The sequence below is a fragment of the Thalassotalea algicola genome, from assembly GCF_012932965.1.
Classification (GTDB): Bacteria; Pseudomonadota; Gammaproteobacteria; order Enterobacterales; family Alteromonadaceae; genus Thalassotalea_F; species Thalassotalea_F algicola.
In genome coordinates this window covers 1-26,571 of record NZ_JABBXH010000007.1, presented here as the reverse complement: position 1 = coordinate 26,571, position 26,571 = coordinate 1, and the positions used below count along the sequence as shown (strand labels likewise).

Sequence of the window (26,571 nt, the reverse complement as noted above, 5' to 3'; positions counted from 1 at the left end):
CCCCCTTAGAAAGAGTTATTTTTATTTATTATTAGCTTTATGCAAATTAGTTAAGTAATAAATAACAAATAATCCCGACAGATAAAGATACACCAAAGCTTAAGATTGCGCCTTCTTTTACCATTTCTCTGATCTCTATTTCACCTGTACCGTATGCAATAGCGTTGGGGGCAGTGGCAACAGGTAGCATAAACGCACAACTAGCGGCCATCGCTGCAGGTATCATTAACATTTCTGGTTTAATACCGGTCGATAAAGCGGCAACTGCTAAAATGGGCATTAAAAGCGTTGCTGTCGCGGTATTGCTGGTAATTTCGGTAAGGTAGGTTACCACTAAACAAATTGTTAATATCATCAATAGTGGCTCGAGATCCGACAATGAAGTTAGCCATTCGCCTAGCATTGCACTTAGCCCAGAGGCACTAAAACCTTTAGCAATACAAATGCCTCCGGCAAACAATAAAAGCATACCCCAAGGAATTTTATTGGCCGTTTCCCAATCTAATAATTTGCTACCTTTGCCATTAGGCACGATAAACATAACGACAGCGGCAAATAACGCAATAGTGCTATCACCAACGCCTTTTAAACCTAATAGTCCTGTCCAACCGCCGAAAGGCTCTGCCTTAGTTATCCAAGCTAGTGCTGTTAAACCAAAAACAATAAGGGTTCTGATTTCTTCGATACGCCACTTGCCAAGTTTATCTAACTCAATTTCTTGTTCTAATTTTAGCCCTCTTGTTAACCAAAGTGCCATTAAGGGAATGACTACTAATACAATGGGAACACCAATTTTCATCCATTCGACAAAACTAAATGTGTTGCCAGTATGTTCTTCATAAATAGCGGCAAATATGACATTAGGTGGCGTACCAATCAATGTACCTAAACCACCGACACTACTTGCATATGCGATACCTAATATTAGGGCGACTTTTAAGCGTTGATTGTCGACGTGGCTTAATATGGCTAGTGCCATCGGTAACATGATTAATACTGTAGCAGTATTACTTATCCACATGCTTAGTAGGCCTGCTGCTAACATAAAGCCTAAAACAAGCCTTTTAGCACTACTAGTGCCGACAAGATGAACCATACCTACAGCCAATCGCTCATGTGCACCAGACTTTTCTAAAGCCTTACTTAACATAAAGGCGCCCATCAATAGCAGAATGACATGGCTCCCCATAGCGCTTGCTGCGCTTTTATGATCGATAATGCCAAATAACGGCAGCAGCGCAAAAGGAACTAATGACGTTGCTGGTATAGGGATAGCTTCACTTACCCACCATATAACGGTTAATAAGGTAATTGCAGCAGTTATTGATGCTTTTGCATCGACACCTAAACTAATAAGAAAAAAATGGAATATAGCGGCGGCGAGTGGGCCGATGAAGATAAAGTGACTACGTTTCACTAGGTTAACCAACATTTATTATTATTGCTGGCTAACCTAACATTAATTAACTTATATGCAAAATAAGAAGTGAGTTATAAATTTTTTGCTGCTGCTATTCTAGAGGCTAGTACAGCCGCTAGTACTGCGGTGTATGCGCCGTATATGACTACCATCCATTGTGGCATGCTATAACCTAAAAATTGCCAGCTAATTTCACCACAGTCGCCTGTGGCTTCAAATAAAAACGGTAACCACTCATGTAATGGTGCCCAAGAAGGAAAGTTAGGAGTAAAGTCACATGTAAAAAATAAAGACAAGGTCGCACTTTGCATTTCTACATGCTCTAAGGCGATGATTAACCCCCAAATGGCACCTGTTCCCCAAAGTCCATAGCCAAGCAATCTCATGATTAACTGGTTTGGCGCCATATAAGTAATAACGCCACCAAAGAATATAGCCCAAATAGCTACGCGCTGGTAAATACACATGATGCAGGGCGCCAAGCCCATACCGTATTGAAAAAATAATGCACATAGCTCAAATACAAACGCTGATATAGCAAGTAGCGCCCAAGCTTGCTTTTTGGTTGCAAGATTACTGATAAAATTCACGTGGTTTCCTTATTTACTATTCTGTAGGCATTTTAGCTAATTCGAAGACAAAAAAAAGCGCCCATTAGGCGCTTTTTGTTAATAAATTTATCAGCTAGCTTAAATACGGTTAGTGATGTCCAGTAGCAGGCTCTTCTGCTTCACTAACTGTATGGTGGTGAATTAACCCGGACTCATAATAACTTTCTGTTTGTGATTCTAAGAAACCACTTTGAATGGTAATTAGTCCGACAGTAGTAAGCACTATGGTATATGGGAACGCCATAATTACCATGCGACCGTACGATAATCGAATTAACGGTGCTAAGGCAGACGTTAATAAGAATAAGAATGCTGCTTGACCATTTGGCGTTGCTACACTTGGTAAGTTGGTACCTGTATTAATTGCTACTGCAAGCATATCAAATTGGTCACGAGTAATTTGACCTGAAATCAATGCTTTCTTAACTTCGGTGATGTATACCGTACCAACGAAGACATTGTCAGAAACCATAGAAAGGAAACCGTTGGCAAGATAGAACATCACCAGCTGCATATTGCCTTCAAAAGTTAATACCCAGTTGATTACTGGCGTGAATAGCTTTTGATCGATGATTACGGCAACTATTGCAAAGAATACTGCCAATAGGGCAGTGAAAGGTAGAGCTTCTTCAAACGCATGGCCAATTTGGTGCTCTTCATTAACGCCAGTGAATACCGTAGCGAAGATGATAACACTCAGACCGATAAGGCCAACTGCTGCTAAATGCAAAGCTAATGCTACGATTAACCAAATACCAACAACGCCTTGCATGATTAATTTTACTTTATCACGCTTAGTTCGTTGTTGTGATTCTTGCGCATCAAAGTCATTTAATATAGTGCGTACATTGTCTGGCAAGTGTGCGCCGTAACCAAACCACTTTAATTTTTCTAATAAGAAACAAGTGATTAGGCCGGCAATTAGCACAGGCCCAGTCACTGGCGACATACGAATAGCAAACTCCACAAACTCCCAATTTGCTTGTTGGCCGATAATTAAGTTTTGAGGCTCACCTACAATAGTACAAACACCACCTAGGGCCGTACCTACACCAGCGTGCATTAGTAGGTTTCTTAGGTAAGCTCTAAAGTCTTGTAAGTCATTACGAGAGAACTCAGGTAATTCGTGATCTGATGTGTGGTCGTGCTCGTGTGTAATTTCTTTTCCTGAAGCGACTTTATGGTAAACCGAGTAAAAGCCGACACCGACACTAATAATAACGGCAATAACGGTAAGTGCGTCTAGGAATGCTGATAAGAAAGCACTCGCAAAACAGAATAATAACGATACAGCGGTTTTAGACTGAACTTTGGTAATTATTTTAGTAAATAAGAACAGGAGCAAGTTTTTCATGAAATAGATACCTGCCACCATAAAGATAAGCAGTAGTAATACTTCAATATTAAGTATTATTTCATGTAGAACCTGATCAGGCGATGTCATGCCGATGACTACAGCTTCAAATGCTAGTAATCCGCCCGGTTGCAATGGATAACACTTTAAGGCCATTGCCAAAGTGAAAATGAATTCTAACACTAATGCCCAACCTGCTACATAAGGGTTGACAAAAAAGAATAGAATCGGGTTGATAACTAAGAAAGCTATAATTGCGTATTTATACCACTCTGGCGAGTTGCCAAGAAAGTTTTTAAAAAACGCACTCATAAATGATTGCTGCATAACTTACCTTTTTATAATTGTAATGTTTATAGCACCAAAATCTTGGCACATACAAACGAAGTGTTTTTTGAATATATCACAATAATTTATTAGGTATTAATAGCCTAGCGTAAATTTTTTGTTTTGGATTCCAATTTTTATTACTTTTTTATTTTCATCTTTAAATTTAATGCTAAGTGTTTTATAAAAGCCGGTTTTCATTTGCTTATGGCAATTTAACTGGTTGTACAAGTTATATGTTCTGGTACAATCAGTTAAGTTTGTATATGTGTAGGTAACTGAGGCCGCGAAAAATATGGTTATAAAAGCACAGAGTCCGGCAGGATTTGCAGAGCAGTATATCGTCGAATCTATCTGGAACGGTGGTTTTCCTCCTGGTTCTATTTTACCAGCGGAGCGTGAGCTTTCAGAATTAATTGGGGTTACTAGAACTACCCTTAGAGAAGTATTGCAGCGTCTAGCGCGTGATGGCTGGCTCACAATTAAACATGGTAAGCCAACGAAAGTGAATAACTTTTGGGAAACTTCAAGTTTAAATATTTTAGAAACATTAGCGCAATTAGATCAGGAAGGTATTCCAGAATTAGTGGATAACTTAATGTCTGCTCGTACGAATATCAGTGCTATTTATGTACGTGGTGCGATAAGAAATAACCCTGAGAAAACGATTGAGTTATTAGAAGCGTATGCTGAAGTGGAAGATACTGGTGAAGCATTTGCTGAATTTGATTACCGCTTAAATAAAGAGCTTGTAATGGCTTCAGGTAATTCGATTTACTTACTTATTCTAAATGGCTTTAGAGGGTTATATTCTCGTTTAGGTGGCTTGTACTTTAAACACCCTAAAGGCCGTGAAATATCGCGTACTTATTATCAGAAGCTAATCGAGTTAGCTAAAGCGGGTAAATATGATGAATCAGTTTTAGCAGTACGTAAATATGGTGTTGAGTCTGGTAAGTTATGGTTAGAGCTTAAAGATGAAGTGCTAAAAGAGTTAGTTGAATAGTAAAATATAGCTAGCTAAGAAAGAGTAAAAGTTCACTTTTACTCTTTTTTTTGTGCTTGAAAAAGGTGTTCTTAACAATTCTTGTGATTAACGGTTGGAATTGAGTGATAAACGGGCTGTTATTGTCGGTTTTATGCCTTTATTTTTATAAAGCCCATGTTACAAGGGGTCAATTTAAAGGATCTAAATATGAACATAACAAGAACAAAGTTGATGTTAACAGCCATAATTTTTTCATTGTTAAGTATGACAGCAAGCGGGGCTACTGAAAAAATTGGCAAGTGTGAAGCAGACTCGTGTGTGAACTACTTTAAACAATACAAAAAAGCGGCAAAACGTGGACACTCTTTAGCGATGTTAACACTCGGACAATTTTATCATCATGGTTACGGAACTAAAGTTAACGAAAAGTTAGCGCTTAAATATTTTAAAAAGGCAGCAAGAGCAGGGTATACCGCGGCCCAATTTAAAGCCGGTTATATCTATATGAGCAACAAGGAATTGCGAGACATTGATGAAAGTATTGAGTATTTAGAAACAGCTGCAAAATATGAATATAAGGGTGCTGACTTTTTACTTGGTATGATCTATTTAGATGACGAGTATGGTGTAAAAAACTTAGCAAAAGCTGATAAGCACTTTACAAAATCGTATAAACGTAAATATAAACAAATGCCCAAAGTGGTTGAGTATGTTGAAGCGCAAAAATTGATGAATGAAAAGTCTTTTCCTTCATTTTATGCTGAGGTAAATAAAAAGCCATTAGTAAAAACCAAAGATGGTAGCTTGTCTTATCATGATGATAACGTAGAAGTGATTACGATTACCTCGCCTCCCCTTGAAACGACATTTAATAAACAAATTATGGACTTTAGAAAGGCGATTAAAGCAACGGGTACTCGATTTCATGGTAAATCCTGTGCACAACGCTTAACGTGTATGCAACGAGCTGATATCGCTGACGTAACTGACTTTCATTTATTATTCTTACAAGGCTTTGCAGGGAAAGATATCTATTCAGGCAAGCTTTAAATCTTATCAATAGTTATTTGATTTTCCTTTAGTGTGTTTGGGCGACGTTAAGTCGCCTTTTTTTTGCTTATAATTTAAGGGCTTAATGGCGGCTGTTGTTTCACTAAAAAATTTTTTTGATAAGTAATTGTGATGAACGGCATGATTTTGAATGTAAACGGTATTTAATATGTGGCGAGATCTCGATAATGTAAGTCTACGTTGTACTGTTTAATGCAACACATGAATCTATAAGGAATTCAAATGAATAAACATTTAAAACAGGTGTTAATTGGTCTAGCTGGGGTTTTTGTTTTTACTTCAACTGCTTCAGCAGAAAAGTTAACTGCTTGCCAAACGAGTGAATGCGTTGATTACTTTAGTCAATTTAAAAAAGCCGCTAAACGAGGACACCCTCAGGCAATGTTAACGTTAGGCCAGTTTTATTTCAGTGGCTATGGCACTGAAAAGAACGACAAAATGGCGCTTAAGTACTTTAAGAAAGCGTCCAGACATGGCTATATTGCCGCAGCATTTAAAGCTGGTTTTATCTATCTAACAAATGAAGATTTAAAAGATGTAGACGACGGGATTGAATACCTAGAAAAAGCAGCTAAGAATGGTTACGAACAAGCCGATTTGCTGTTGGGAATGGTGCATTATGACGATAAATATCAAAACAAAGATATGGCAGCGTCAGATAAGTACTTTGCTAAAGCATATGAAAGCAAAATGAAGCAAATTCCAAATACAATTGCTTATATCGATTCAAAAACACCGATAAATGCCCAGTCATTTCCAAAGCTTAATGCGGCAATGCAGGAAAGGCCACTAGAAAAGCACAAGGATGGTTCACTATCTTGGCATAGCGAAAATGTTGAAGTGATTACTGTAACTTCGCCGCCGCTACAAGATACTTTTAGACGACAATTAGTGACATTTAGAAAAGCGATAAAATCAACGGGAACACGTTTTCAAGGAAAAACATGTACTGAACGTTTAACGTGTATGCAACGAGCAGATATTGCCGACGCCACTGATTTTAACTATTTGTTCTTAGATGGATTCGCAGGCGCAAATAATAGTAACTAGCGTTTCTTAGGCAGATGAGTTGTTATTTCGTCTGCCTATTTTTTCCAATAAAGTTATTCAAACGAGCGAAAAAACCTTATAAATTGCTTCCGCTACCCATTTTTCATGTAGTAGTAAAACAGAAAACCTCTTAAAAAAAACATATCGCGAACTCTTCATTGACCCTTTGTTTTTGGACATGTTAGACAATATTAGACGACATTAGATAAGATTAGCTGCTAGCCTATCTCATCGTATTTATAGTTTCCGTTGTCAGATAAAAAGAAAGGAAACTGTACAATGAAAATGTTTAATCACGTTATATTATTAATAGGCGTACTGCTGCTTTCTACACTGGTTTTTCCAAGTGCAGCGGCTACGTTACCCTCAAATTGCCAATCCGAACTCTGTAAAAACTACTTTAATGACTTTCGCATCGCTGCTAAACGGGGGCACCCTCAAGCGATGTCTACGTTAGGCCAATTTTATTATCATGCCTATGGTACTGAGAAAAATATTAACGAGGCTTTAAAGTACTTTAAAAGAGCGTCAAGACTTGGTGGCGATTCTGCTGCACAATTAAAAGCTGGTATCATTTATATCAGCGAAGAGAGCCATAAAGATATTGAACAAGGTATTAAGTATTTGAAAAAAGCTGCTAAGAAAGACTATAAAGCGGCGAACTTTGTACTAGGGATGATTTATTTTGATGAATCTTTTGGCAAGCAAGAGTTTCAGCTTGCTGACAAATACTTAGCCGCTGCCTATAAACAGCGATATAAAGAAGTGGCGAAAATCGCATTATTTATTAAACAGGATGATGAAATACCTGCAAAATTTTTTCCAAAATTGCTAGCTGCAATGAACGCTGTGCCGCTATTGGAGTCTGCAAACGGCAACATTACTTGGCCTCAAGATGAAGTTGAAGTTATTACTGTTACATCTCCGCCGCTCGAAACCGTGCTGCGAGAGCAGCTAGTGACTTATAGGCGACCAATAAAAACGACGGGAACCCGTTTCACTGGTAAGTCATGTGCTGAGCGCACTAGCTGTTATGCGTCAGACGGAGTTGAAGGTATGGCTGACTATTCTTTTTTAACTATAAGCTATAATCGCGCGGCTTCTGGTCAATAGTCTGTCTATTTAGTAGGTGCCTAGCTACTTTGCTTGTGTCTGCACAATGCTACCAGCTAGGCGACTCTTCAAGAACGTAGCTGCTTGTTGCTGTGATCTTGCAAACTACATTTTTATTTCGCGGAAGCGATATCTTTTTCTTTGGACGGACAGCTTGCCAGCAATACATCTTTCCCATGCTTATCTTCTTCATATAGGTTGACGTCAAACTGCCATAAATAATGCAAATGCTTTAGCACTTCGCTTTTGGAATCAGCTAGCGGAATGTCACTATAAGGGATGTGCTTTAAAGTGAGAGAACGATCGCCATTGATATCTGCTTCGGTAATTTGAATGTTAGCTTCCAAATTACTCAAGTTATACTGATTAGAGAGCACATTACGTATTTGTTGGTAGCCATTATCATTATGAATTGCAGACACCTCAACAAAATTATTTTTTACATCGTCATGAATGTGAAATAACTTAAAGTCTCGAATCATTTTTGGCGACAAAAACTGGCTAATAAAGCTTTCGTCTTTAAAATTTTCCATTGCAAAGTGCAAAGTATCTAGCCAATTGCTACCGGCAATTTCAGGGAACCACTTTTTGTCTTCATCCGTTGGCTGTTCACATATACGTCTGATATCAATAAACATATTAAAGCCAAGCGCGTATGGGTTTATTCCTGAGTAATAAGGGCTATTGTAATCTGGCTGAGCGACAACATTTGTGTGGCTATGAAGGAATTCCAGCATAAATTTGTCGGTAACGAGTCCTTCATCATATAGGTGGTTGAGAATGGTGTAATGCCAAAAACAAGCCCAGCCTTCGTTCATTACTTGTGTTTGTTTTTGCGGATAGAAGTATTGAGATACTTTGCGTACAATTCTTACGACCTCACGTTGCCATGGCTTAAGTAGCGGGGCATTTTTTTCTATGAAATATAATAAGTTTTCTTGCGGTTCACTTGGGAAGCGCTGTCTAATCTTTTCTGCTGAAACTTCTTGTGTAGGTAGTGTTCTCCACAAAGAGTTTACCTGTGACTGTAAATATTCTTCTCGTTCTTTTTGGCGCTTTAATTCTTCATCGAGCGATATTTTTTGTGGGCGTTTATACCTATCAACTCCGTGATTCATCAGCGCATGACAGGCATCTAAGGTTGCTTCAACATCGTCTATGCCATATTTGTGCTCACATTCGGCGATATAGTTTTTGGCAAACAGTAAATAATCTATAATTGAACCAGCATCAGTCCAAGATTTAAATAAGTAATTTCCTTTAAAAAATGAATTGTGACCATAGCAAGCATGTGCCATAACTAAGGCCTGCATTGTCATCGTGTTTTCTTCCATTAAATATGAGATGCAGGGTTCTGAATTTATAACGATTTCATATGCTAACCCCATCTGACCGCGCTTATAGGTTTGTTCAGTTTGTATGAACTTTTTCCCGTAAGTCCAGTGGTTATAGCCAATAGGCATGCCGACGCTAGCGTAAGCATCCATCATTTGCTCTGCGGTAATTACTTCAATTTGGTTAGGGTAGGTATCAAGCCTGTAGTGCTCGGCAACGCGAGCAATTTCAGCTTGATATTGCTCGAGCTTGTCAAAAGTCCAATCTGGGCTATCATCTAACGGTTTTCTCTTTGCCATACCTATCTCCTAAACCTTATGGGTAAACCTAAAACTTAGGCCGCAGATTTTTCTTCTTTTTTAAATAATTCTCTAAAGACAGGGTAAATATCATCGACACCCTTTATATGACGCATTGCAAAATAACCACATTGCTTAGCTACTTCTTGATATTGGTGCCAAAGCGTTTGATGTGCTCGTTGCGTGATTTCGATGTAGCTAAAATAACGCGCCTTAGGAAGAATCTTTTCCAATAAAAGTTTTTTACATAGTGGTGAGTCGTCTGCCCAGTTATCACCATCTGAAGCTTGAGCACCATAGATATTCCAATCACTACTGCTGTATCGCTCGTCGATCACCTTAACCATTAGTTCAAGTGCACTTGACGCAATAGTACCGCCAGTTTCTTGAGAATAGAAAAATTCTTGTTCATCAACCTCTTTCGCTTGTGTATGGTGGCGAATATATACCACATCAATTTCTTTATATGTGCGGGTAAGGAAAAGGTATAAAAGTATATAGAAGCGTTTCGCAATATCTTTGGTTGCTTGATCCATTGAGCCAGATACATCCATTAAACAGAACATAACAGCTTTGGATGTTGGTACTGCTTCTCGCGCGTAGTTTCTGTAACGTAAATCGAAGGTATCAATAAATGGCACTTTGTTGATACGTGCTTTTAAGTCTTTGATGGTTGCTTTTAGCGCTTTAATTTCGCTTAGATGATCGAGTTTATCGCTTTCAAGAGCCGTAAGTGCTTTTTCTGCTTCTTTAAGCTCTCGGCGTTTACTTGATGTCATAGCGATACGGCGAGCAATTGAGCCTTGAAGTGATTTGACGATATCAATATTGGCAGGCACACCTTCAGCACAAAACCCGCTGCGTACTGTTTTATATTCAACTAGTTTATCGAGCTGAGATTTTTCTAAATTGGGCAAGGCTAAATCTTCGAATAGTAAATCAAGATATTCGTCTTTTGATATTGAGAATACAAAATCATCTTCGCCTTCTCCGCTATCACTTGCATCACCTTGACCACTGCCTTGCCCACCACCTTGAGGTGGCCGGCTTATTCTATCGCCAGGAGCGAATTGGTCATTGCCAGGGTGAACTTTTTCACGCACACCTCCGCTACCTTGATGAAAAATAGGCTCACTTAAATCCTTTTTAGGGATTGTAATGTTTTCACCGCTTTCGATATCAGTGACGCCACGCTTATTAATCGCGTCTGATACTGATTTTTTTATCTGGCTCTTATAGCGACGAATAAAGCGTTGGCGATTGACCGTACTTTTATTCTTACTATTTAGCCTTCTATCGATAAAGTTTGCCATACTACTTCTCCTTTACCTTAGCCTAGGTTAAGAAGATTTTCTTACGCGAAGGTACCACTCTGATAGCAGCCTGACTTGCTTTTTCGTGTAGCCTTTACTCATCATTCGCTCAACAAAGTCGTCATGTTTTTGCTGATCGTCATTCGACGTTTTGGTGTTAAATGATATAACAGGCAATAAGTCTTCAGTATTTGAGAACATTTTCTTTTCGATTACGGTGCGTAGTTTCTCATAGCTTGTCCAGTTCGGGTTTTTTCCATTATTATTGGCTTTTGCCCGCAGTACAAAATTGACGATTTCATTGCGGAAGTCTTTTGGGTTGCTAATTCCCGCAGGTTTTTCTATTTTTTCAAGTTCGTTATTCAACGCCTCACGGTCGAACAACTGCCCAGTTTCCGCATCTCGGTATTCTTGATCTTGGATCCAAAAGTCAGCATAGGTAACATAGCGATCAAAGATATTCTGCCCGTACTCGGAATAAGACTCTAAATACGCTGTTTGAATTTCTTTTCCAATGAACTCGATATATTGCGGCGTTAAATAGCCTTTAATAAATTCTAAATAGCGCTCTTGAGTTTCTTTCGGTAGTTGTTCTCGCTCTACTTGCTGCTCTAGAACATAAAATAAGTGAACTGGGTTGGCTGCAACTTCAAGGTGATCGAAGTTAAATACGCGAGATAAAATTTTAAAAGCAAAACGTGTCGAAAGCCCTGACATACCTTCATCTATGCCAGCGTAGTCTCTATATTCTTGATATGACTTAGCTTTAGGATCTGTATCTTTAAGGCTTTCACCATCATAGACTCGCATTTTTGAGTAAATGCTAGAGTTTTCAGGATCTTTCAATCGAGAAAGTACTGAGAATTGTGCCAGTGTTTCTAGGGTGTCAGGTGCACATTGCGCTTCTTTTAATTCGCTATGCTCTAACAGTTTTCTATAAATTCTCACTTCTTCCGAGACACGCATACAATAGGGCACTTTTACGATGTAAACGCGATCTAAAAATGCTTCATTATTCTTGTTGTTCCTAAAGGTTTGCCATTCTGATTCATTAGAGTGCGCGAGTATCATGCCATTAAAAGGTAAGGCTGATAAGCCTTCAGTAGGGTTGTAGTTTCCTTCTTGGGTGGCAGTAAGTAATGGATGAAGCACCTTGATTGGCGCTTTAAACATTTCTACAAACTCCATCACCCCTTGGTTTGCCCGACAAAGCGCGCCAGAGTAACTATAGGCGTCAGGATCGTTTTGAGCAAAATGCTCAAGTTGGCGTATATCGACTTTGCCAACAAGCGCTGATATATCTTGATTGTTATCGTCTCCAGGCTCTGTTTTGGCAATAGCGACTTGATCAAGAATTGATGGATAAATCTTAACAACTTTGAATTTAGCAATATCACCCTTGTATTCGTGCAACCTTTTAGCAGCCCATGGCGATATGATGGGATTAAGGTAACGACCAGGGATTCCATATTCATCTTGTAATATCTTGCCATCTGAATCTGGGCTAAATAAGCAAAATGGATGATCGTTGACTGGGCTACGCTCACCGTCAGCACTTAACACGTAAATAGGCTCTTTTTGCATCAATGATTTGAGCTTCTCTGCAAGTGATGACTTCCCGCCGCCTACTGGACCAAGAAGGTAGAGAATTTGTTTCTGCTCCTCCAACCCTTGAGCGGCATGTTTGAGATAGGAAACAATTTGCTCGATGGCGTCTTCCATACCGTAAAAGTCTTTAAAGGCTGGATATCTCGCAATCACTCTATTGGAAAATATTCGACTTAAGGTTGGCTCCGCAGAAGTGTCAATCATTTCTGGTTCACCAATTGCTCGTAGTAATCTTTCTGCACTACTGGCGTAAGCCATTTTGTCTTCTCGACAAATATCGAGGAATTCTTGCAAGGTAAACTCTTCTTGCTGCGCTTGCTCGTAGCGAGATTGATAGTGCTTAAAAATGCTCATAACCGCCTCCCGAAAACAGAAAAGGGTGTAATTAAATAGACCGAGAAAATGCAATATCTATTTATAAGCTTAGTTGTTTATTTAGCTAACGGTGACAAAATTGGAGAGTTTTTTGTAAATGAATTTATGATGTAGTGAGATAATGGCAATAAAAAAGCCGGCAATATGCCGGCTTCTAAGTATTTGAATGGCTTGATTATGCGAAGTTTGCTGAAGCAAATTCCCAATTAATTAATGCCCAGAATGCTTCCATGTAGCTTGGACGCAAGTTACGGTAATCAATGTAGTAAGCATGTTCCCATAAATCTACTGTCATTAATGGTGTTAAGCTGTCATCTGTTAATGGTGTTGCTGCGTTTGAAGTGTTTACGATATCAACACCGCCATCAGCAGTTTTTACAAGCCATGTCCAACTTGAACCAAAGTTGTTTACTGCTTTGTCGTTAAATGCTGCTTTGAATTCTGCAAAAGAACCAAATTTAGCATTGATTGCATCAGCCAATGCACCAGTTGGCTCGCCGCCACCATTTGGGCTTAAGCTGTTCCAGTAGAATGTGTGATTCCAGATTTGTGCAGCATTGTTAAATACGCCACCGTCTGAAGATTTTACGATGTCTTCTAAAGACTTACCTTCAAACTCAGTGCCGCCAATTAAGCCGTTAAGTTTTACAACATAAGTGTTGTGATGCTTACCATAGTGAAACTCTAATGTTTCTTGTGAAATATGTGGTGCAAGTGCATCCATCGCATATGGTAGAGCTGGTAATTCAATAGCCATTTTAATCTCCAGAATTTGTATTGATTAGAAAATTTTATAGTTAAGCGTTTATTTGACTCACAAACTTAACTTTGTCTTTGTTTTTTTGAAAAACCGAGTAAAATACTCAAGTTTTTTGAAGCCAAGCATAGTGTACCGAAATTTATAGGTATTACTAGCCTATTTATCAAGGCAAAAAGTGATAAATTATAATTTTTATTTTTAATTCTGCTTGGTGTTGAATTTTATTAAACTTGCCCATATTCAACTTTCAATAAGTTGTGATCACTAGAGGTTATTATGGAAACAATTGAACGCATTAAAGAGCAAATTGCTGAAAACCCAATTCTTTTATATATGAAAGGCTCACCTAAATTACCAAATTGTGGTTTTTCTGCACAAGCCTCTCAGGCATTAATGTCGTGTGGTGAGAAGTTTGCGTTTGTTGATATTTTGCAAAACCCAGATATCCGAGCCGAGTTACCAGCTTATGCTGATTGGCCTACCTTCCCACAGTTATGGGTTGAAGGGGAATTAATTGGCGGTTGTGACATTATTTTAGAAATGTTCCAACAAGGCGAGTTGCAAACCTTGATCAAAGAAACTGCTGAAAAAACACAAACGGAAGAAAATTCTTAAAAATTTGTGACTCAGCATTGAAAAATATTTTTACAGCACAATACTTGTGATGTGATTTTAAATTTAGTGAGTGAAAACTTACTAACACTTAATACTATAATTGGAGAATAAAATGAGTGTATTAGTTGGTCGTCCTGCACCAGACTTTACTGCCGCAGCTGTTCTAGGTAGTGGTGAAATCGTAGATAGCTTCACTTTATCAGAAGCTATTAAAGGTAAAAAAGCGGTTGTATTTTTCTATCCATTAGACTTTACATTTGTTTGCCCATCAGAGTTATTAGCTTTTGATCACCGCATGGAAGAGTTCAAGAGTCGTGGTGTTGAAGTAATTGGTGTATCAATTGATTCACAGTTCAGCCACAACGCATGGCGTAACACGCCAGTTAACGAAGGTGGTATTGGCCCTGTTCAATACACGTTAGTTGCTGACGTTAAACATGAAATCTGTCAAGCATACGACGTTGAGCACCCAGAAGCTGGCGTTGCATTCCGTGGTTCATTCTTAATTGATGAAGAAGGTAACGTTCGTCATCAAGTAGTTAACGATTTACCACTTGGTCGTAACGTTGATGAAATGTTACGTATGGTAGATGCACTACAATTCCACCAAGAGCATGGCGAAGTATGTCCAGCTGGTTGGAATAAAGGTGATAAAGGTATGACTGCTTCTCCAGATGGCGTAGCGTCTTACCTTTCTGATAATGCTGATAACTTATAATTTAAGTTAAACGTAATTCATAAAAAAGCCCGCTACCGCGGGCTTTTTTATGAACTCAATAAATATTACTTGTCGTTATGTGGTAATGTTAGGGGCATTGGCAAACGATATCTCTTCAATGCTAGCTAAGTGGCCAACCACCTAAGTTCTTCCATTTATTGACAATTTTACAAAATAACTCCGCAGTTTTTTCTGTATCGTATAGTGCTGAGTGGGCTTCGTTGTTATCAAATTCTAATTCTGCGGCTTCACATGCCTTAGCCAAAACCGTTTGACCGTATGCAAGGCCAGATAATGTCGTAGTATCGAAGCTTACGAATGGGTGAAATGGACTACGTTTAATATTACAACGTTCAATTGCCGCGTTTAAAAAACCTAAATCAAATGCTGCATTGTGAGCAACCATTACAGCTCGTTGACAACCAGCAGCTTTCATTTTCTTTCGAATTAACTTAAACATTTCTTTTAGTGCATGTGCTTCTTGGACATTGCCGCGTAACGGATGGGTCGGATCGATACCCGTAAATGCTAAAGCTGAAGGCTCTAGGTTTGCACCTTCAAATGGTTCAATATTAAAGTAAATGCTTTCGTCGATTGAAAATTCACCGGTTTGCTCATTAAGCGTTAACATGCTCGCCGCTATTTCTAGCAAAGCATCTGTTTGGGCGTTAAATCCTGCGGTTTCTACATCGACAACTACAGGAAAGTAGCCACGAAATCGTTGTGCAAAAAGAGATTTTTCTGAAATGGTACTTTCAGTTGACGTAACTTCGTCTGCCATGCGTTAATATTTGATAGTTAAAAGAGGCGGCATTATCGCAAACTTTTTTTATAAACTGTACTGGCAGGCTCGAAATTACTGAAAAAATCTGAGAATAGTATTAAAGTTAGTAATGTCATGGTCGATATAAAGTATGTTCATTTTTCCATTTTAAGCGCTGAGTTATGAAAAAAATATTATCAGTTGTAATAAGTGCCGTTATTGCGAGTCAGTCTAACGCTGGTATTAGACAATATAGTGCCGACTTGGAAAACTCTCATTGGCAGGTTTCTGATAACTCTCGGCTTAATTGTACGCTAACTCATATGATCCCTAATTATGGAGAAGCGAAATTTACTAGTAAGGCCAATAGAAATAACAATATGTTGTTTGAGTTGGATATGTTGCGTTTACCGGATAATTACTCACTTGCCGAAGTACGTTCAGTGGCACCTAACTTTAGACCTGGAATTGGTGATTATACAATTGCAGACATGAAGTTACATAAGCAGTTTTCACCTAGTTTAGATAAGAAAATTGCTTGGACCATGCTCAACGAGTTAGAGCAGGGCATGAACCCTACCTTTTATTATAATGATTGGTACAGTGATAACGACAAAGTCGCAGTAGGCCTTTCAACAGCACGCTTTACAAGAGCCTATAAAGAATTTATTGGCTGCGTGGGTAATTTGTTGAATTACAGTTTTGATGATATTGCATATACAGTGCTCAATTATCAGTCAAATAGTGATAAATTTACCAAAGCTTCTGAGCGCCGTATGGCAATGATTTCAGAGTATTTGAAATTAGATACGGAGCTAGAACTAGTTTTAATTGATGCTTATTCTGATAGCTATGGTGGTCGCTGGAATAACTTGAAGTTGTCAGAAAAACGCGCCAATAAAATTCGTGAATATTTTGAAAAAAATGGTATCGATGCTGCCCGCATTGAAGCGAGAGGGTTTGGCGAAAAACGCCACATAGCTTCAAATGAAACAACGCTTGGCCGTGGCCAGAACAGGCGCGTGGTAATTCATATGGAAAAACCTCAAGAGTTTTAAATAAAATTTCTGTAAATCCAGTTGAATATGGCTGTAGGTTAGGTTTAATCTACAGCCATATTTTTTATATAAGAGCTAATAATGAAAAAGTTTATTGTCACCTTGTTATTGTGTGTCGGTGTTGTTGGAGCTGCGCAGGCTAAGACAAATGATGCATATACTTATGCGAATTACGATCAAGTCGTTACAACTCACACCTACTTAGACCTAGATGTCGATTTTGAAAATAAATCACTAAAGGGCTTTGCTGAGTTGGATTTAAAATGGCTAGTAAAGGGCAACCATCCAATTTATTTAGATACTAGGGATTTAATTGTTCACCGAGTGATGGCGAAACGTACGGGTGGGAGTTGGCAGAAAGCAAACTTTACTTTAGCTAAACGTGATGATGTTTTAGGTAGTAAGCTAACAATTCATACCGCTATAAAAGCGGATAAGTTGCGAGTTTATTATCAATCAACAGAAAAAGCGTCTGGCTTACAATGGCTAACACCTGAGCAAACAGCAGGTAAGAAGCTGCCGTTTATGTTTAGCCAAAACCAAGCAATCCATGCTCGCTCTTGGATACCAGTTCAAGATACGCCAAGCGTGCGTATGACTTATAGTGCACGCATTACAACGCCAGAAAATGTATTAGCTGTGATGAGTGCTAACAATGCTCCGGATACGAAACGTGATGGCGACTATTTGTTTGAAATGCCGCAACCAGTGCCTCCGTACTTAATTGCCATTGCTGCCGGTGACATAGTGTTTAAGCCAATGAGTGACATTACAGGTATTTATGCCGAGCCAAGTTTAGTTGATTCTGCGGTTGCTGAATTTAATGACACGCAAGCTATGATAGATGCTACCGAAGCGATGTATGGTGAATATCGTTGGGGACGTTACGATTTATTGATTCTGCCACCTAGCTTCCCATTTGGTGGTATGGAAAATCCTCGTTTGTCTTTTATTACGCCAACTGTTATTGCTGGCGATAAAAGCTTAGTAAACCTGATTGCCCATGAACTGGCTCACTCTTGGTCAGGTAACTTAGTTACTAATGAGACTTGGCGTGATTTATGGTTAAACGAAGGTTTTACTAGCTACGTTGAAAACCGCATTATGGAAAAGGTGTTTGGTACTAAGCGTGCCATTATGGAGCAATCATTAGATTCTCAGGGACTTAGCTATGAAATCGCAGAATTAGCACCTGGCGACACACAACTTTATATTGACCTTGAAGGCCGAGATCCTGACGATGCATTTTCAGGTGTACCTTATACTAAAGGGCAGTTGTTCCTTATTTACTTAGAGCAAAAGTTTGGTAGAGATACCTTTGACCAATTCGTACGTAAGCATTTTGATGATCATGCATTTTTGTCGCTTGGTACTCACGAATTTGTTAAGTATTTAAAAGCAGAGTTAATTGATAAGCATCCCAATATTGTTTCAATGGATGAAGTGAATGAATGGATTTTTGAGCAAGGCTTACCGAGTTATGTACCTAAGCCTAAATCGGATGCATTCACTACTTTGGACCAACAAATAAGCGATTACATTGGTGATTCATTGGTGCTTGAACAATTACCGACAGCTACATGGACGGTTCATCAGTGGCTACATTTTATTAATAACTTGCCGTTGAATATTTCGCAAAGCAAAATGTTAGAGCTTGACCAAACGTATGGTTTAACGACTAGTAAAAACGCTGAAATCGCTCATGCTTGGTACTTATTGTCATTGCGAGTTGGCTACAATGCCGTATACCCAGCAATGGAAGAGTACCTAATTAGCATAGGTCGAAGAAAGCTAATTGTTCCGCTTTATAAAGCATTAGCGGATTCGCCAAAAGGCAAAGCTTGGGCAATAAAAGTGTATAAAGAGGCTCGTCCAGGTTATCACCCGCTAGCACAGGGTACCGTTGACAATATCCTAAAGTAGCTAAATGATTGATAAAAAACCGCCAACTTTGGCGGTTTTTTTATTTGTATTCTACACTGAGCATTGCGCAAGGAGCGCTAATTACTAAAAGGAATTTATGATGAATAACATCTTACGGTTATTCGTTATGCTTGTTTGCATAACGTCCACTTCAATCAATGCCACTGTTATCGCTAGAGACTTATCTCACGCACCAACATTTGGGTTACTTGATTATAGTAATAACTATCGTGACGCCTTTAGTTCATCTAGCGATAGTGCACAAATCTATCAAAAAGGTATTGATGCGATACCAGCGGCGTTGATAGATGATACATTATCGAATCCGTTAGATGATCTGGGAATTATTACGTCAAGCAATACTGTGCCATTTTTTGGCATCGTTGATACGACAAACCCGAATAACCCATCAGGGGACATAGAGGCTAGTTGGCTTTTTAATATAGACGGATTTAAACAACTGCTATTTTCAATTGATATTGCTGCAATGGGAGACTTTGAGTCTAGCGATTTTTTTAGTTGGCACTATCAAATAGACAACCTTGGCTGGCAGTCACTGATGACTAGTAGTACAGATGAGCAATCATCTAATAGCTACCAATTAGAAAGTAATAAGGTAATCAATTTAAACGACCCGTTGTCAACCAATGGTCGATTACTTTCAAATAATTTTTCAGCGTTTACTAAGAGTATTTCAGGTACAGGTTCAATATTAGCGCTTAAGCTAAACGCAGTGACAAATGGGGGGAGTGAGGCCATTGCATTTCAGCAGTTACTAATTTCCGGGGAATCAATCACTGATATTTCAGAGCCTAATCAATGGCCAATTATCATGTTGGCGTTAGGGCTTTTGGCCTACCGACAGAAGTTACGTTAAAAGTGATGTTAATAAAAAAGCGCCTATAAGGCGCTTCTAAAAGTTTGAAAAAAAACGTTAATTAACACTCGATAATATTAACGGCTAAACCGCCACGAGACGTTTCTTTATATTTAGTTTTCATATCATTACCGGTATCCCACATGGTTTTGATTACTTTATCTAAAGAAACTTTTTGAGTGCCAGTGCCACGTAAGGCAAGACGTGAAGCATTAATCGCTTTTACAGAGCCCATGGCATTTCGCTCAATACAAGGTACTTGTACTAAGCCACCAACAGGATCACAAGTTAATCCTAGGTTGTGCTCCATGCCTATTTCTGCTGCATTCTCTACTTGTTTAGGTGAGCCGCCCATTATTTCAGTAAGTGCGCCCGCTGCCATTGAGCATGCTACGCCAACTTCTGCTTGGCATCCGCCCTCTGCACCAGATATCGTCGCATTAGTTTTATAAAGTACACCAATGGCTGCAGCAGTAAGTAAATAACGAATGCAGTCGTCATCGGTTACAGGCTTGATGAATTTATTGTAGTAGCAAAGTACTGCTGGAATAATGCCGGCAGCACCGTTAGTTGGCGCTGTCACTACCCGACTACCAGCGGCATTTTCTTCATTAACCGCTAAGGCAAATAAGTTAACCCAATCCATGGCGCTAAGCGGGTCATTATTATTTTCAACAGATAATGAACGGTGAAGTGCAGGGGCTCTTCGGTTTACTTTTAAACCACCAGGTAATATGCCTTCGGTTTTCATGCCGCGCTCGACACTTTCCTTCATGGCATGCCATATATCGATTAAGCCCTTGCGTATCGAAGCCTCATCAGATAAACATTTTTCATTGTTCATCATAATTGTACTAATACTTAACCCTTTCTCTGTTGCTTCACTAATCAGTTCATCGGCAGTAGAAAAAACATGTGGACGTTTTATATTGGCGTGTAAAGATAGCGCTTTATCTTTTTCGTTCTCAAAATCGCAGTCTTGAACGATAAAGCCACCACCAATACTGTAATAGGTTTCTTCGAAGATTACTTTGTCTTCGCAAAAAGCATAAAGCGTCATGGCATTAGCATGAGCCGGAAGTGTTTTTCTTCGGTGATAAATTATGGCGTTAGATTTTGGGAAAGCTTTCTTATATTGACCTAATAAATTAATTTCTTGGCTTTCTACAGTCTCTGCCAAAATTGCTTCAATTGATTCAACTGCAATGTCTTCTGGACTTTCACCTGTTAGCCCAAGAATCACCGCTTTACCCGTTCCGTGACCAATACCGGTTTGCCCTAAGGAACCAAAAAGCTCACAACTAAGACGAGTTGTTTGCTCGATCAAACCTTTTTCACCGAGGTGTTCGGCAAATAATTTTGCTGCTCGCATTGGGCCAACCGTATGAGAACTGGATGGGCCAATACCTATTGAAAACATATCAAATACACTTATCATGCGATAACCTGAACAAATAATTGCTTAATGTAACTATTGTGAAATTTTATTCGGTAATTCTACCTGAAAGTCTACAATATAAAAGTCATAATGAATTAATTATAGAAGAAGAGTGTAAGTACTAGTTAGTTTTAGTCAATATGAGCGACTAAATCAGCGAGCATAGCAGCAGTTGCACCCCAAATATTATGGTTTTGGTATGGCATAAAGTAAACGTGGTGTTTATTGCCTTTGTGATAGGTAGCTACCTTGGTATGATTGTCTTTGTCGATAAAGTGGCTAAGCGGTACGGTAAACATTTCAGCCACTTCATTTTCGTCTATGTTAAATGATGTTTGATTGTCGACTAAACCAACAATAGGGATAACGTTATAGCCGGTAATGGTATGGTAAGGTTTTAATTGGCCTAATGTTTGGACATGGGCTTGTACTAAACCTATTTCTTCTTCAGCTTCTCTTAATGCGGTATCTGTAGCGGATAGATCAGATGGTTCAACCTTACCACCAGGAAAGCTTATTTGCCCAGCATGATGTTTCAAGTGAGTAGCGCGCCGAGTCAAAATTACTGATAATTGACGATTAACTTCGATTAAAGGAATTAGGACTGCAGCTTCTTTGACTGATCTTGGGTAGCGAAATTCATGTAAAGAAGCTTCTAAAGTATGTAGTTTAAACTTTCTTACAAAGGTTCCTTTATCCATAGTGTTATTCAGCCAAAATCGGTAGTATTTTTCCTACTTTATCAAAAGTTTCTTGGTATTCACTATCAACTTTTGAATCTGCGACTAATCCGCCTCCAGCCCAACAATAAATATTGTCATTCTGGCAAACCAATGTGCGTATGGTAATGCTGCTGTCCATGTTGCCACAGGCAGAGATATAACCAATAGAGCCGCAATATACATTTCGCTTGTGTGGCTCTAGTTCTTCTATTATCTCCATTGCACGAATTTTAGGTGCACCAGTAATCGAACCTCCAGGAAATGCCGCGCGTAGTAGATCGGTGCCATCGTATTGTTTGTTCAAGTCACCTACTACTGTGCTAACTAAATGATGGACGGCAGGGAAGCTTTCAACATCGAAAAGTTTAGGTACCTTAACTGAACCAGGTTGGCATACTCGACTAATATCATTACGCAGTAGGTCGACGATCATTAGATTTTCTGCTTTGTCTTTACTTGATTGTTCAAGTAGCGAAATATTTTCTTTATCTTTTATCGGGTCATTATGTCTAGGCATAGTGCCTTTAATTGGCTTGGTTTGAACTTTACTTTGTGTAAGCTTTAAAAATCGCTCAGGCGAAATACTTAAAATACTGTATTCACTGAATCGCATAAAAGCAGAAAAAGGGGCTTGATTGGCTTGTCTTAATTTAAGGTAGGCTTGGAATTCATCGCCTTGATATTTCGCGTCAAAGCGTTGAGCTAAGTTTATTTGGTAGCAATCGCCAGAGACTAGGTAGCGTTGTACTTGTTCAAACTTACGTTTATAAGCGGCCTTGCTCATGTTTGACTGCCAATTGGAATCAAGTTTGAAACGCTTTTTGCTTGGCTTTATAAATGAGGTGAGTTCTTCAGATAGTGTTTGCCAACAATTTTCTGGAGCGATTAACGTTACCTCCTGATTAGCACGATCATAGACAACGGCCTGCATGTATATACCTACCGCCATATGAGGCAAGTTGATATCATCTTTTGAGTCATCAGGCAGCTTTTCGAAGTGTTGACCTAAATCATAACTAAAATAGCCAACCGCACCTGTTTTAAACGGTAATGAAGTTTTAGGCAGAGAAACTTTTTCAAAAACCTGTTGGTTAACTTCTTTAATAAGCGTTAATGGATCTTTTTGATAGCAACCTTCAAGGGCTTGATATTCTTTATCGTTGACTAATACTTTAGTCTGCTGTGAGTCAGTTTCTATTGTAACTGCCGGCTGCCACACGATAATATCAAACTGGCTATCAACATGTTTGCTTTCGTTAGAGTCAAGCCAAAAGCTCCAAGGCTGGTCGGCAATAGAAGCAAAAACATCTTGAATATTTAAACCTGAAGGCAAGGGTAATGGTTTTGCGACGAGAGGTATTGGAGCGTTTAAAGTGGGCAAAATGGCACCTTTAAATGAAAAATATTGATAGCTAATTTCGAATACCGTAATCGCTATAATTGACTAGCGACACTGTAATAAGCAGGGTATCATATCGGCAAAAATTTAACTTTCAATACTAGAGAATCAATCAGCGTTAGAAAGTTAGTCAAATAACATCTCACCGAGGGCAAGAGAATTAGTATGGCTATTATTAAACAACAAGATTTTATCGAATCGATTGCAGACTCGCTGCAATATATATCTTATTATCACCCGCTTGATTTTGTGCAAGCACTAGAGAAAGCTTATCACAAAGAAGAAAGCCAAGCTGCCAAAGACGCTATTGCACAAATACTGATTAATTCTCGTATGTCAGCAACGGGCAAACGCCCAATTTGTCAGGATACTGGTATTGTTACTTGTTTCGTTAAAGTCGGCATGGCAGTTCAGTGGGACAAAACAGACATGACGGTTCAACAAATGGTTGATGAAGGTACACGTCGTGCATATATGAACCCAGATAACCCACTACGTGCCTCTATCGTTTCAGATCCAGCAGGCACGCGAAAAAACACTAAAGATAATACGCCATCAGTAGTGCATATTGATATGGTAGAAGGTAATGAAGTTGAAGTAATGATTGCCGCTAAAGGTGGCGGTAGTGAAAACAAAACAAAAATGGTGATGTTAAACCCTTCAGATTCTGTTGCTGATTGGGTGGTTGAGACATTACCTAAGATGGGAGCTGGTTGGTGCCCACCTGGAATGCTAGGCATAGGTATTGGTGGAACCGCTGAGAAAGCTGGTGTACTTGCCAAAGAAAGCTTAATGGATCCTGTAGATATTCAAGAATTACTAGATCGTGGTCCACAAAATGCCGAAGAAGAACTGCGTTTAGAGATTTACGAGCGCGTTAATAAGCTTGGTATTGGTGCGCAAGGGCTTGGTGGTTTAACAACAGTTGTCGATGTGAAAATTAATTCGGCGCCAACTCACGCAGCATCAAAGCCTGTGGTAATGATCCCTAACTGTGCGGCAACGCGTCACGTTCATTTTCATTTAGATGGAAGTGGTCCAGCTGATCTTCAGCCACCTAAATTGGAAGATTGGCCTGAAATTACTTGGGAAGTCGGTGAAAGTGTTCGTCGTGTTAACGTTGATGAACTTAAGAAAGCTGATGTTACAGAATGGAAAACTGGTGAAACGTTATTGTTAAGTGGCAAGATATATACAGGTCGCGACGCAGCTCATAAACGAATGCAAGAAATGATGGCTAACGGTGAAGAGCTACCAGTAGATTTAACTGACAAGTTCATATACTACGTAGGCCCTGTAGATGCTATCGGCGATGAGGCTGTAGGCCCTGCTGGCCCTACAACGGCTACTCGTATGGATAAGTTCACCGAATTAATGCTATCAAAAACAGGTTTAATAGGTTCAATTGGTAAAGCAGAGCGTGGCGCCGCTACATGTGAGTCAATTAAGAATAATAAGTCAGTTTATTTAATGGCGGTCGGTGGCGCAGCATACTTAGTATCAAAGGCAATTAAGAAAGCTAAAGTCGTAGCTTTTGAAGATTTAGGTATGGAAGCTATCTACGAATTTGAAGTAGAAGATATGCCGGTTACCGTTGCTGTAGATAGTACAGGTGAGTCAGCTCACGTTACTGGCCCTGCGATTTGGCAAGCTAAAATAGAAGAACTTGATGAAAAGTTGAATGCTTAATAGCAGTTAAGTTTATTTAGAATATAGAAAAAGCCAGTGTTTAAATACACTGGCTTTTTATTAATACATCAAATATCTGTAATCGCGCGTTTAGAAATAAAACAATTAGGAAAACTATTCGTTTCCAAACTCTTCACATGCAATTAAGGTATTTTCAATTAAACTTGCTACTGTCATTGGTCCAACGCCACCAGGTACAGGCGTTATAAAATCAGCTCTATTTTTAGCTATACCAAATTCAACATCACCAACTAACTTGCCTGTCTCTAAGCGGTTGATGCCTACATCAATTACAATTGCACCCTCTTTAATCCAGTCGCCAGGAATGAATTCTGGTTTACCAACAGCAACAACTAACAAATCGGCTTGACGAACTTTACCTTCTAAATCTTTAGTGAATCTGTGGGTAGTCGTGGTTGTACAACCTGCTAGCAACAGCTCTAATGTCATTGGGCGACCAACAATATTCGATGCGCCAACAACTACGGCATCTAAGCCATGAGTTCTAACGCCCGTTGACTCAATTAGTTCCATAATACCTTTAGGTGTACATGGACGAAGACCTGGTTGACGCAAAGCAAGCTTACCGACGTTTGATGGGTGAAAGCCGTCAACATCTTTCTTCGGATTAATGTGTTCTATGACCAAATTAGGATCTAAGCCTTCTGGAAGTGGTAACTGTACTAATATGCCGTCAACAGAGTTGTCATTATTCAGCTCATCTATTAAAGCTAATAGCTCTTTCTCAGATGTAGTTGCGGGTAAGTCATATGATTTAGAAACAAAGCCAACCTCTTCACATGCTCTACGTTTACTACCTACATATACTTCTGAAGCTGGATCACTACCAACTAAGATAACAGCGAGGCCTGGCGCGCGTTTACCATGTTGAATACGTGCCGCCACTTTCTCTTTTACAGAAGTGCGAATATTTTGTGCGATTGCTTTACCGTCAATTAATTGTGCCGTCATAATCTCAGAATGTTGTGATATAAATGATAAATAACTCTTTTATTTTCTCATAAAAGCGTTGCTTGGTGTAGTTTTAGCTGCGATATAAATTAAATATTAGGCAAAAAGTTTATTGTTGTTGTGTATATTCTATTTAGTTAGCATTTATAAATATTCATCAATTTAATGCTTTTTTATCCAAGGTGCTGTAAAAGTGAGCGAACGGGTAAAAATTTAAAAAAAGTGTTTGACGAGTAGGGGGCAACTCGGTAATATCCGCACCCGTTGAAAGCGACACAGTTTTTAACAACAGAGTCGGTGATTAGCGCAGCTTGGTAGCGCACTTGGTTTGGGTCCAAGGGGTCGCAAGTTCGAATCTTGCATCACCGACCACTTTCTTTTTTAGGAAGTGATGCCTAGTAGGTAATGTGCGCCCTTAGCTCAGCTGGATAGAGCAACGCCCTTCTAAGGCGTGGGTCAAAGGTTCGAATCCTTTAGGGCGTGCCATATACTACAGGCGTGCCAAACAATGGTGGCTATAGCTCAGTTGGTAGAGCCCCGGATTGTGATTCCGGTTGTCGTGGGTTCAAGTCCCATTAGCCACCCCATTTTTTCTACAGTCCTGTAGTCAAATGAAAGATATATCGGTGATTAGCGCAGCTTGGTAGCGCACTTGGTTTGGGTCCAAGGGGTCGCAAGTTCGAATCTTGCATCACCGACCACTTTCTTTTTATTTCTTGAATTATGCTCCACTAAACCCAATTGGTTTGGGTACTTATTGTGGCTAACGCAGT

The 26,571-nt window shown here is 39.2% G+C and carries 22 protein-coding genes and 4 tRNA genes; 14 read left to right on the top strand and 12 right to left on the bottom strand.

What is annotated here, in order from left to right; translation table 11 throughout:
• Window positions 1-46 precede the first annotated feature (46 nt).
• From HII17_RS16780 to nhaB, 3 genes are all read right to left on the bottom strand, one after another.
• On the bottom strand, window positions 47-1,432 hold the full coding sequence (locus tag HII17_RS16780; protein ID WP_169076531.1) for an SLC13 family permease: 1,386 nt from the start codon (window positions 1,430-1,432) through the stop codon (window positions 47-49).
• A 59-nt stretch (window positions 1,433-1,491) separates the two neighbouring features.
• The gene (gene dsbB / locus HII17_RS16775) at window positions 1,492-2,010 is read right to left on the bottom strand and encodes a disulfide bond formation protein DsbB (protein WP_169076530.1); all 519 of its coding nucleotides are present in this window, start codon (window positions 2,008-2,010) and stop codon (window positions 1,492-1,494) included.
• Window positions 2,011-2,119: 109 nt separating this feature from the next.
• Window positions 2,120-3,712 (bottom strand): sodium/proton antiporter NhaB, encoded by a 1,593-nt coding sequence (gene nhaB, locus HII17_RS16770; protein ID WP_169076529.1) that lies wholly within the window; start codon window positions 3,710-3,712, stop codon window positions 2,120-2,122.
• Window positions 3,713-4,007: 295 nt separating this feature from the next.
• Between nhaB and fadR the strand changes: the two genes are divergently transcribed.
• The 4 genes from fadR to HII17_RS16750 all read left to right on the top strand — a co-directional run bounded on the left by fadR (window position 4,008) and on the right by HII17_RS16750 (window position 7,934).
• Window positions 4,008-4,718, top strand: coding sequence for a fatty acid metabolism transcriptional regulator FadR (fadR, locus tag HII17_RS16765; protein ID WP_169076528.1), 711 nt, complete (start codon window positions 4,008-4,010; stop codon window positions 4,716-4,718).
• A 189-nt stretch (window positions 4,719-4,907) separates the two neighbouring features.
• A complete protein-coding gene (locus HII17_RS16760) occupies window positions 4,908-5,750 on the top strand; it encodes a tetratricopeptide repeat protein (protein ID WP_169076527.1) in 843 nt (280 codons plus the stop codon).
• Between the two features lie 243 nt (window positions 5,751-5,993).
• Window positions 5,994-6,821, top strand: coding sequence for a tetratricopeptide repeat protein (locus HII17_RS16755; protein WP_169076526.1), 828 nt, complete (start codon window positions 5,994-5,996; stop codon window positions 6,819-6,821).
• A 279-nt stretch (window positions 6,822-7,100) separates the two neighbouring features.
• Window positions 7,101-7,934: a tetratricopeptide repeat protein gene (locus tag HII17_RS16750; protein ID WP_169076525.1), complete on the top strand. Its 834-nt coding sequence runs from the start codon at window positions 7,101-7,103 to the stop codon at window positions 7,932-7,934.
• 113 nt (window positions 7,935-8,047) lie between these two features.
• On the opposite strand, the gene HII17_RS16745 is transcribed toward HII17_RS16750, so the two are convergent.
• The 4 genes from HII17_RS16745 to sodB all read right to left on the bottom strand — a co-directional run bounded on the left by HII17_RS16745 (window position 8,048) and on the right by sodB (window position 13,621).
• Window positions 8,048-9,568 (bottom strand): SpoVR family protein, encoded by a 1,521-nt coding sequence (locus tag HII17_RS16745; protein WP_169076524.1) that lies wholly within the window; start codon window positions 9,566-9,568, stop codon window positions 8,048-8,050.
• A 35-nt stretch (window positions 9,569-9,603) separates the two neighbouring features.
• Window positions 9,604-10,881 (bottom strand): YeaH/YhbH family protein, encoded by a 1,278-nt coding sequence (locus HII17_RS16740; RefSeq protein WP_169076523.1) that lies wholly within the window; start codon window positions 10,879-10,881, stop codon window positions 9,604-9,606.
• A gap of 27 nt (window positions 10,882-10,908) precedes the next feature.
• Entirely contained in the window at window positions 10,909-12,843 is a 1,935-nt protein-coding gene (locus HII17_RS16735; protein WP_169076522.1) for a PrkA family serine protein kinase, read from the bottom strand.
• A 196-nt stretch (window positions 12,844-13,039) separates the two neighbouring features.
• Window positions 13,040-13,621, bottom strand: a complete 582-nt coding sequence (gene sodB, locus HII17_RS16730) for a superoxide dismutase [Fe] (RefSeq protein WP_169076521.1) — start codon at window positions 13,619-13,621, stop codon at window positions 13,040-13,042.
• Window positions 13,622-13,900: 279 nt separating this feature from the next.
• On the opposite strand from sodB, the gene HII17_RS16725 reads away from it, so the two are divergent.
• Window positions 13,901-14,239, top strand: coding sequence for a Grx4 family monothiol glutaredoxin (locus HII17_RS16725; protein WP_169076520.1), 339 nt, complete (start codon window positions 13,901-13,903; stop codon window positions 14,237-14,239).
• A gap of 112 nt (window positions 14,240-14,351) precedes the next feature.
• Entirely contained in the window at window positions 14,352-14,957 is a 606-nt protein-coding gene (locus HII17_RS16720) for a peroxiredoxin (RefSeq protein WP_169076519.1), read from the top strand.
• A 121-nt stretch (window positions 14,958-15,078) separates the two neighbouring features.
• Here the strand turns inward: HII17_RS16720 and rnt are convergent, their stop codons facing one another.
• Window positions 15,079-15,738 carry a ribonuclease T gene (gene rnt / locus HII17_RS16715; protein ID WP_169076518.1) on the bottom strand — a complete coding sequence of 220 codons (660 nt, stop codon included), beginning with the start codon at window positions 15,736-15,738 and terminating at the stop codon, window positions 15,079-15,081.
• Window positions 15,739-15,902: 164 nt separating this feature from the next.
• Between rnt and HII17_RS16710 the strand changes: the two genes are divergently transcribed.
• The 3 genes from HII17_RS16710 to HII17_RS16700 all read left to right on the top strand — a co-directional run bounded on the left by HII17_RS16710 (window position 15,903) and on the right by HII17_RS16700 (window position 19,578).
• On the top strand, window positions 15,903-16,778 hold the full coding sequence (locus HII17_RS16710) for a flagellar protein MotY (RefSeq protein WP_169076517.1): 876 nt from the start codon (window positions 15,903-15,905) through the stop codon (window positions 16,776-16,778).
• A gap of 81 nt (window positions 16,779-16,859) precedes the next feature.
• On the top strand, window positions 16,860-18,701 hold the full coding sequence (locus HII17_RS16705) for a M1 family metallopeptidase (RefSeq protein ID WP_169076516.1): 1,842 nt from the start codon (window positions 16,860-16,862) through the stop codon (window positions 18,699-18,701).
• Window positions 18,702-18,798: 97 nt separating this feature from the next.
• Window positions 18,799-19,578, top strand: coding sequence for a hypothetical protein (locus HII17_RS16700; protein WP_169076515.1), 780 nt, complete (start codon window positions 18,799-18,801; stop codon window positions 19,576-19,578).
• Window positions 19,579-19,639: 61 nt separating this feature from the next.
• Here HII17_RS16700 and HII17_RS16695 read toward each other — a convergent pair whose 3' ends face one another.
• The 3 genes from HII17_RS16695 to pabB form a co-directional block, all read right to left on the bottom strand.
• On the bottom strand, window positions 19,640-21,016 hold the full coding sequence (locus HII17_RS16695; protein ID WP_169076514.1) for an L-serine ammonia-lyase: 1,377 nt from the start codon (window positions 21,014-21,016) through the stop codon (window positions 19,640-19,642).
• Window positions 21,017-21,147: 131 nt separating this feature from the next.
• The gene (locus HII17_RS16690) at window positions 21,148-21,717 is read right to left on the bottom strand and encodes a CoA pyrophosphatase (protein ID WP_169076513.1); all 570 of its coding nucleotides are present in this window, start codon (window positions 21,715-21,717) and stop codon (window positions 21,148-21,150) included.
• A gap of 4 nt (window positions 21,718-21,721) precedes the next feature.
• On the bottom strand, window positions 21,722-23,119 hold the full coding sequence (gene pabB, locus HII17_RS16685) for an aminodeoxychorismate synthase component I (RefSeq protein WP_211185398.1): 1,398 nt from the start codon (window positions 23,117-23,119) through the stop codon (window positions 21,722-21,724).
• Window positions 23,120-23,302: 183 nt separating this feature from the next.
• On the opposite strand from pabB, the gene HII17_RS16680 reads away from it, so the two are divergent.
• The gene (locus tag HII17_RS16680) at window positions 23,303-24,826 is read left to right on the top strand and encodes a fumarate hydratase (protein WP_169076512.1); all 1,524 of its coding nucleotides are present in this window, start codon (window positions 23,303-23,305) and stop codon (window positions 24,824-24,826) included.
• Window positions 24,827-24,940: 114 nt separating this feature from the next.
• Here the strand turns inward: HII17_RS16680 and folD are convergent, their stop codons facing one another.
• On the bottom strand, window positions 24,941-25,798 hold the full coding sequence (gene folD / locus HII17_RS16675) for a bifunctional methylenetetrahydrofolate dehydrogenase/methenyltetrahydrofolate cyclohydrolase FolD (protein ID WP_169076511.1): 858 nt from the start codon (window positions 25,796-25,798) through the stop codon (window positions 24,941-24,943).
• A gap of 295 nt (window positions 25,799-26,093) precedes the next feature.
• Here folD and HII17_RS16670 point away from each other — a divergent pair.
• The 4 genes from HII17_RS16670 to HII17_RS16655 all read left to right on the top strand — a co-directional run bounded on the left by HII17_RS16670 (window position 26,094) and on the right by HII17_RS16655 (window position 26,499).
• A tRNA-Pro gene (locus HII17_RS16670) sits at window positions 26,094-26,170 on the top strand.
• 37 nt (window positions 26,171-26,207) lie between these two features.
• Window positions 26,208-26,284: transfer RNA gene (locus HII17_RS16665), tRNA-Arg, on the top strand.
• Window positions 26,285-26,309: 25 nt separating this feature from the next.
• Window positions 26,310-26,385 (top strand) — tRNA-His (locus tag HII17_RS16660).
• A gap of 37 nt (window positions 26,386-26,422) precedes the next feature.
• Window positions 26,423-26,499 (top strand) — tRNA-Pro (locus HII17_RS16655).
• The last annotated feature ends 72 nt before the right edge of the window (window positions 26,500-26,571 follow it).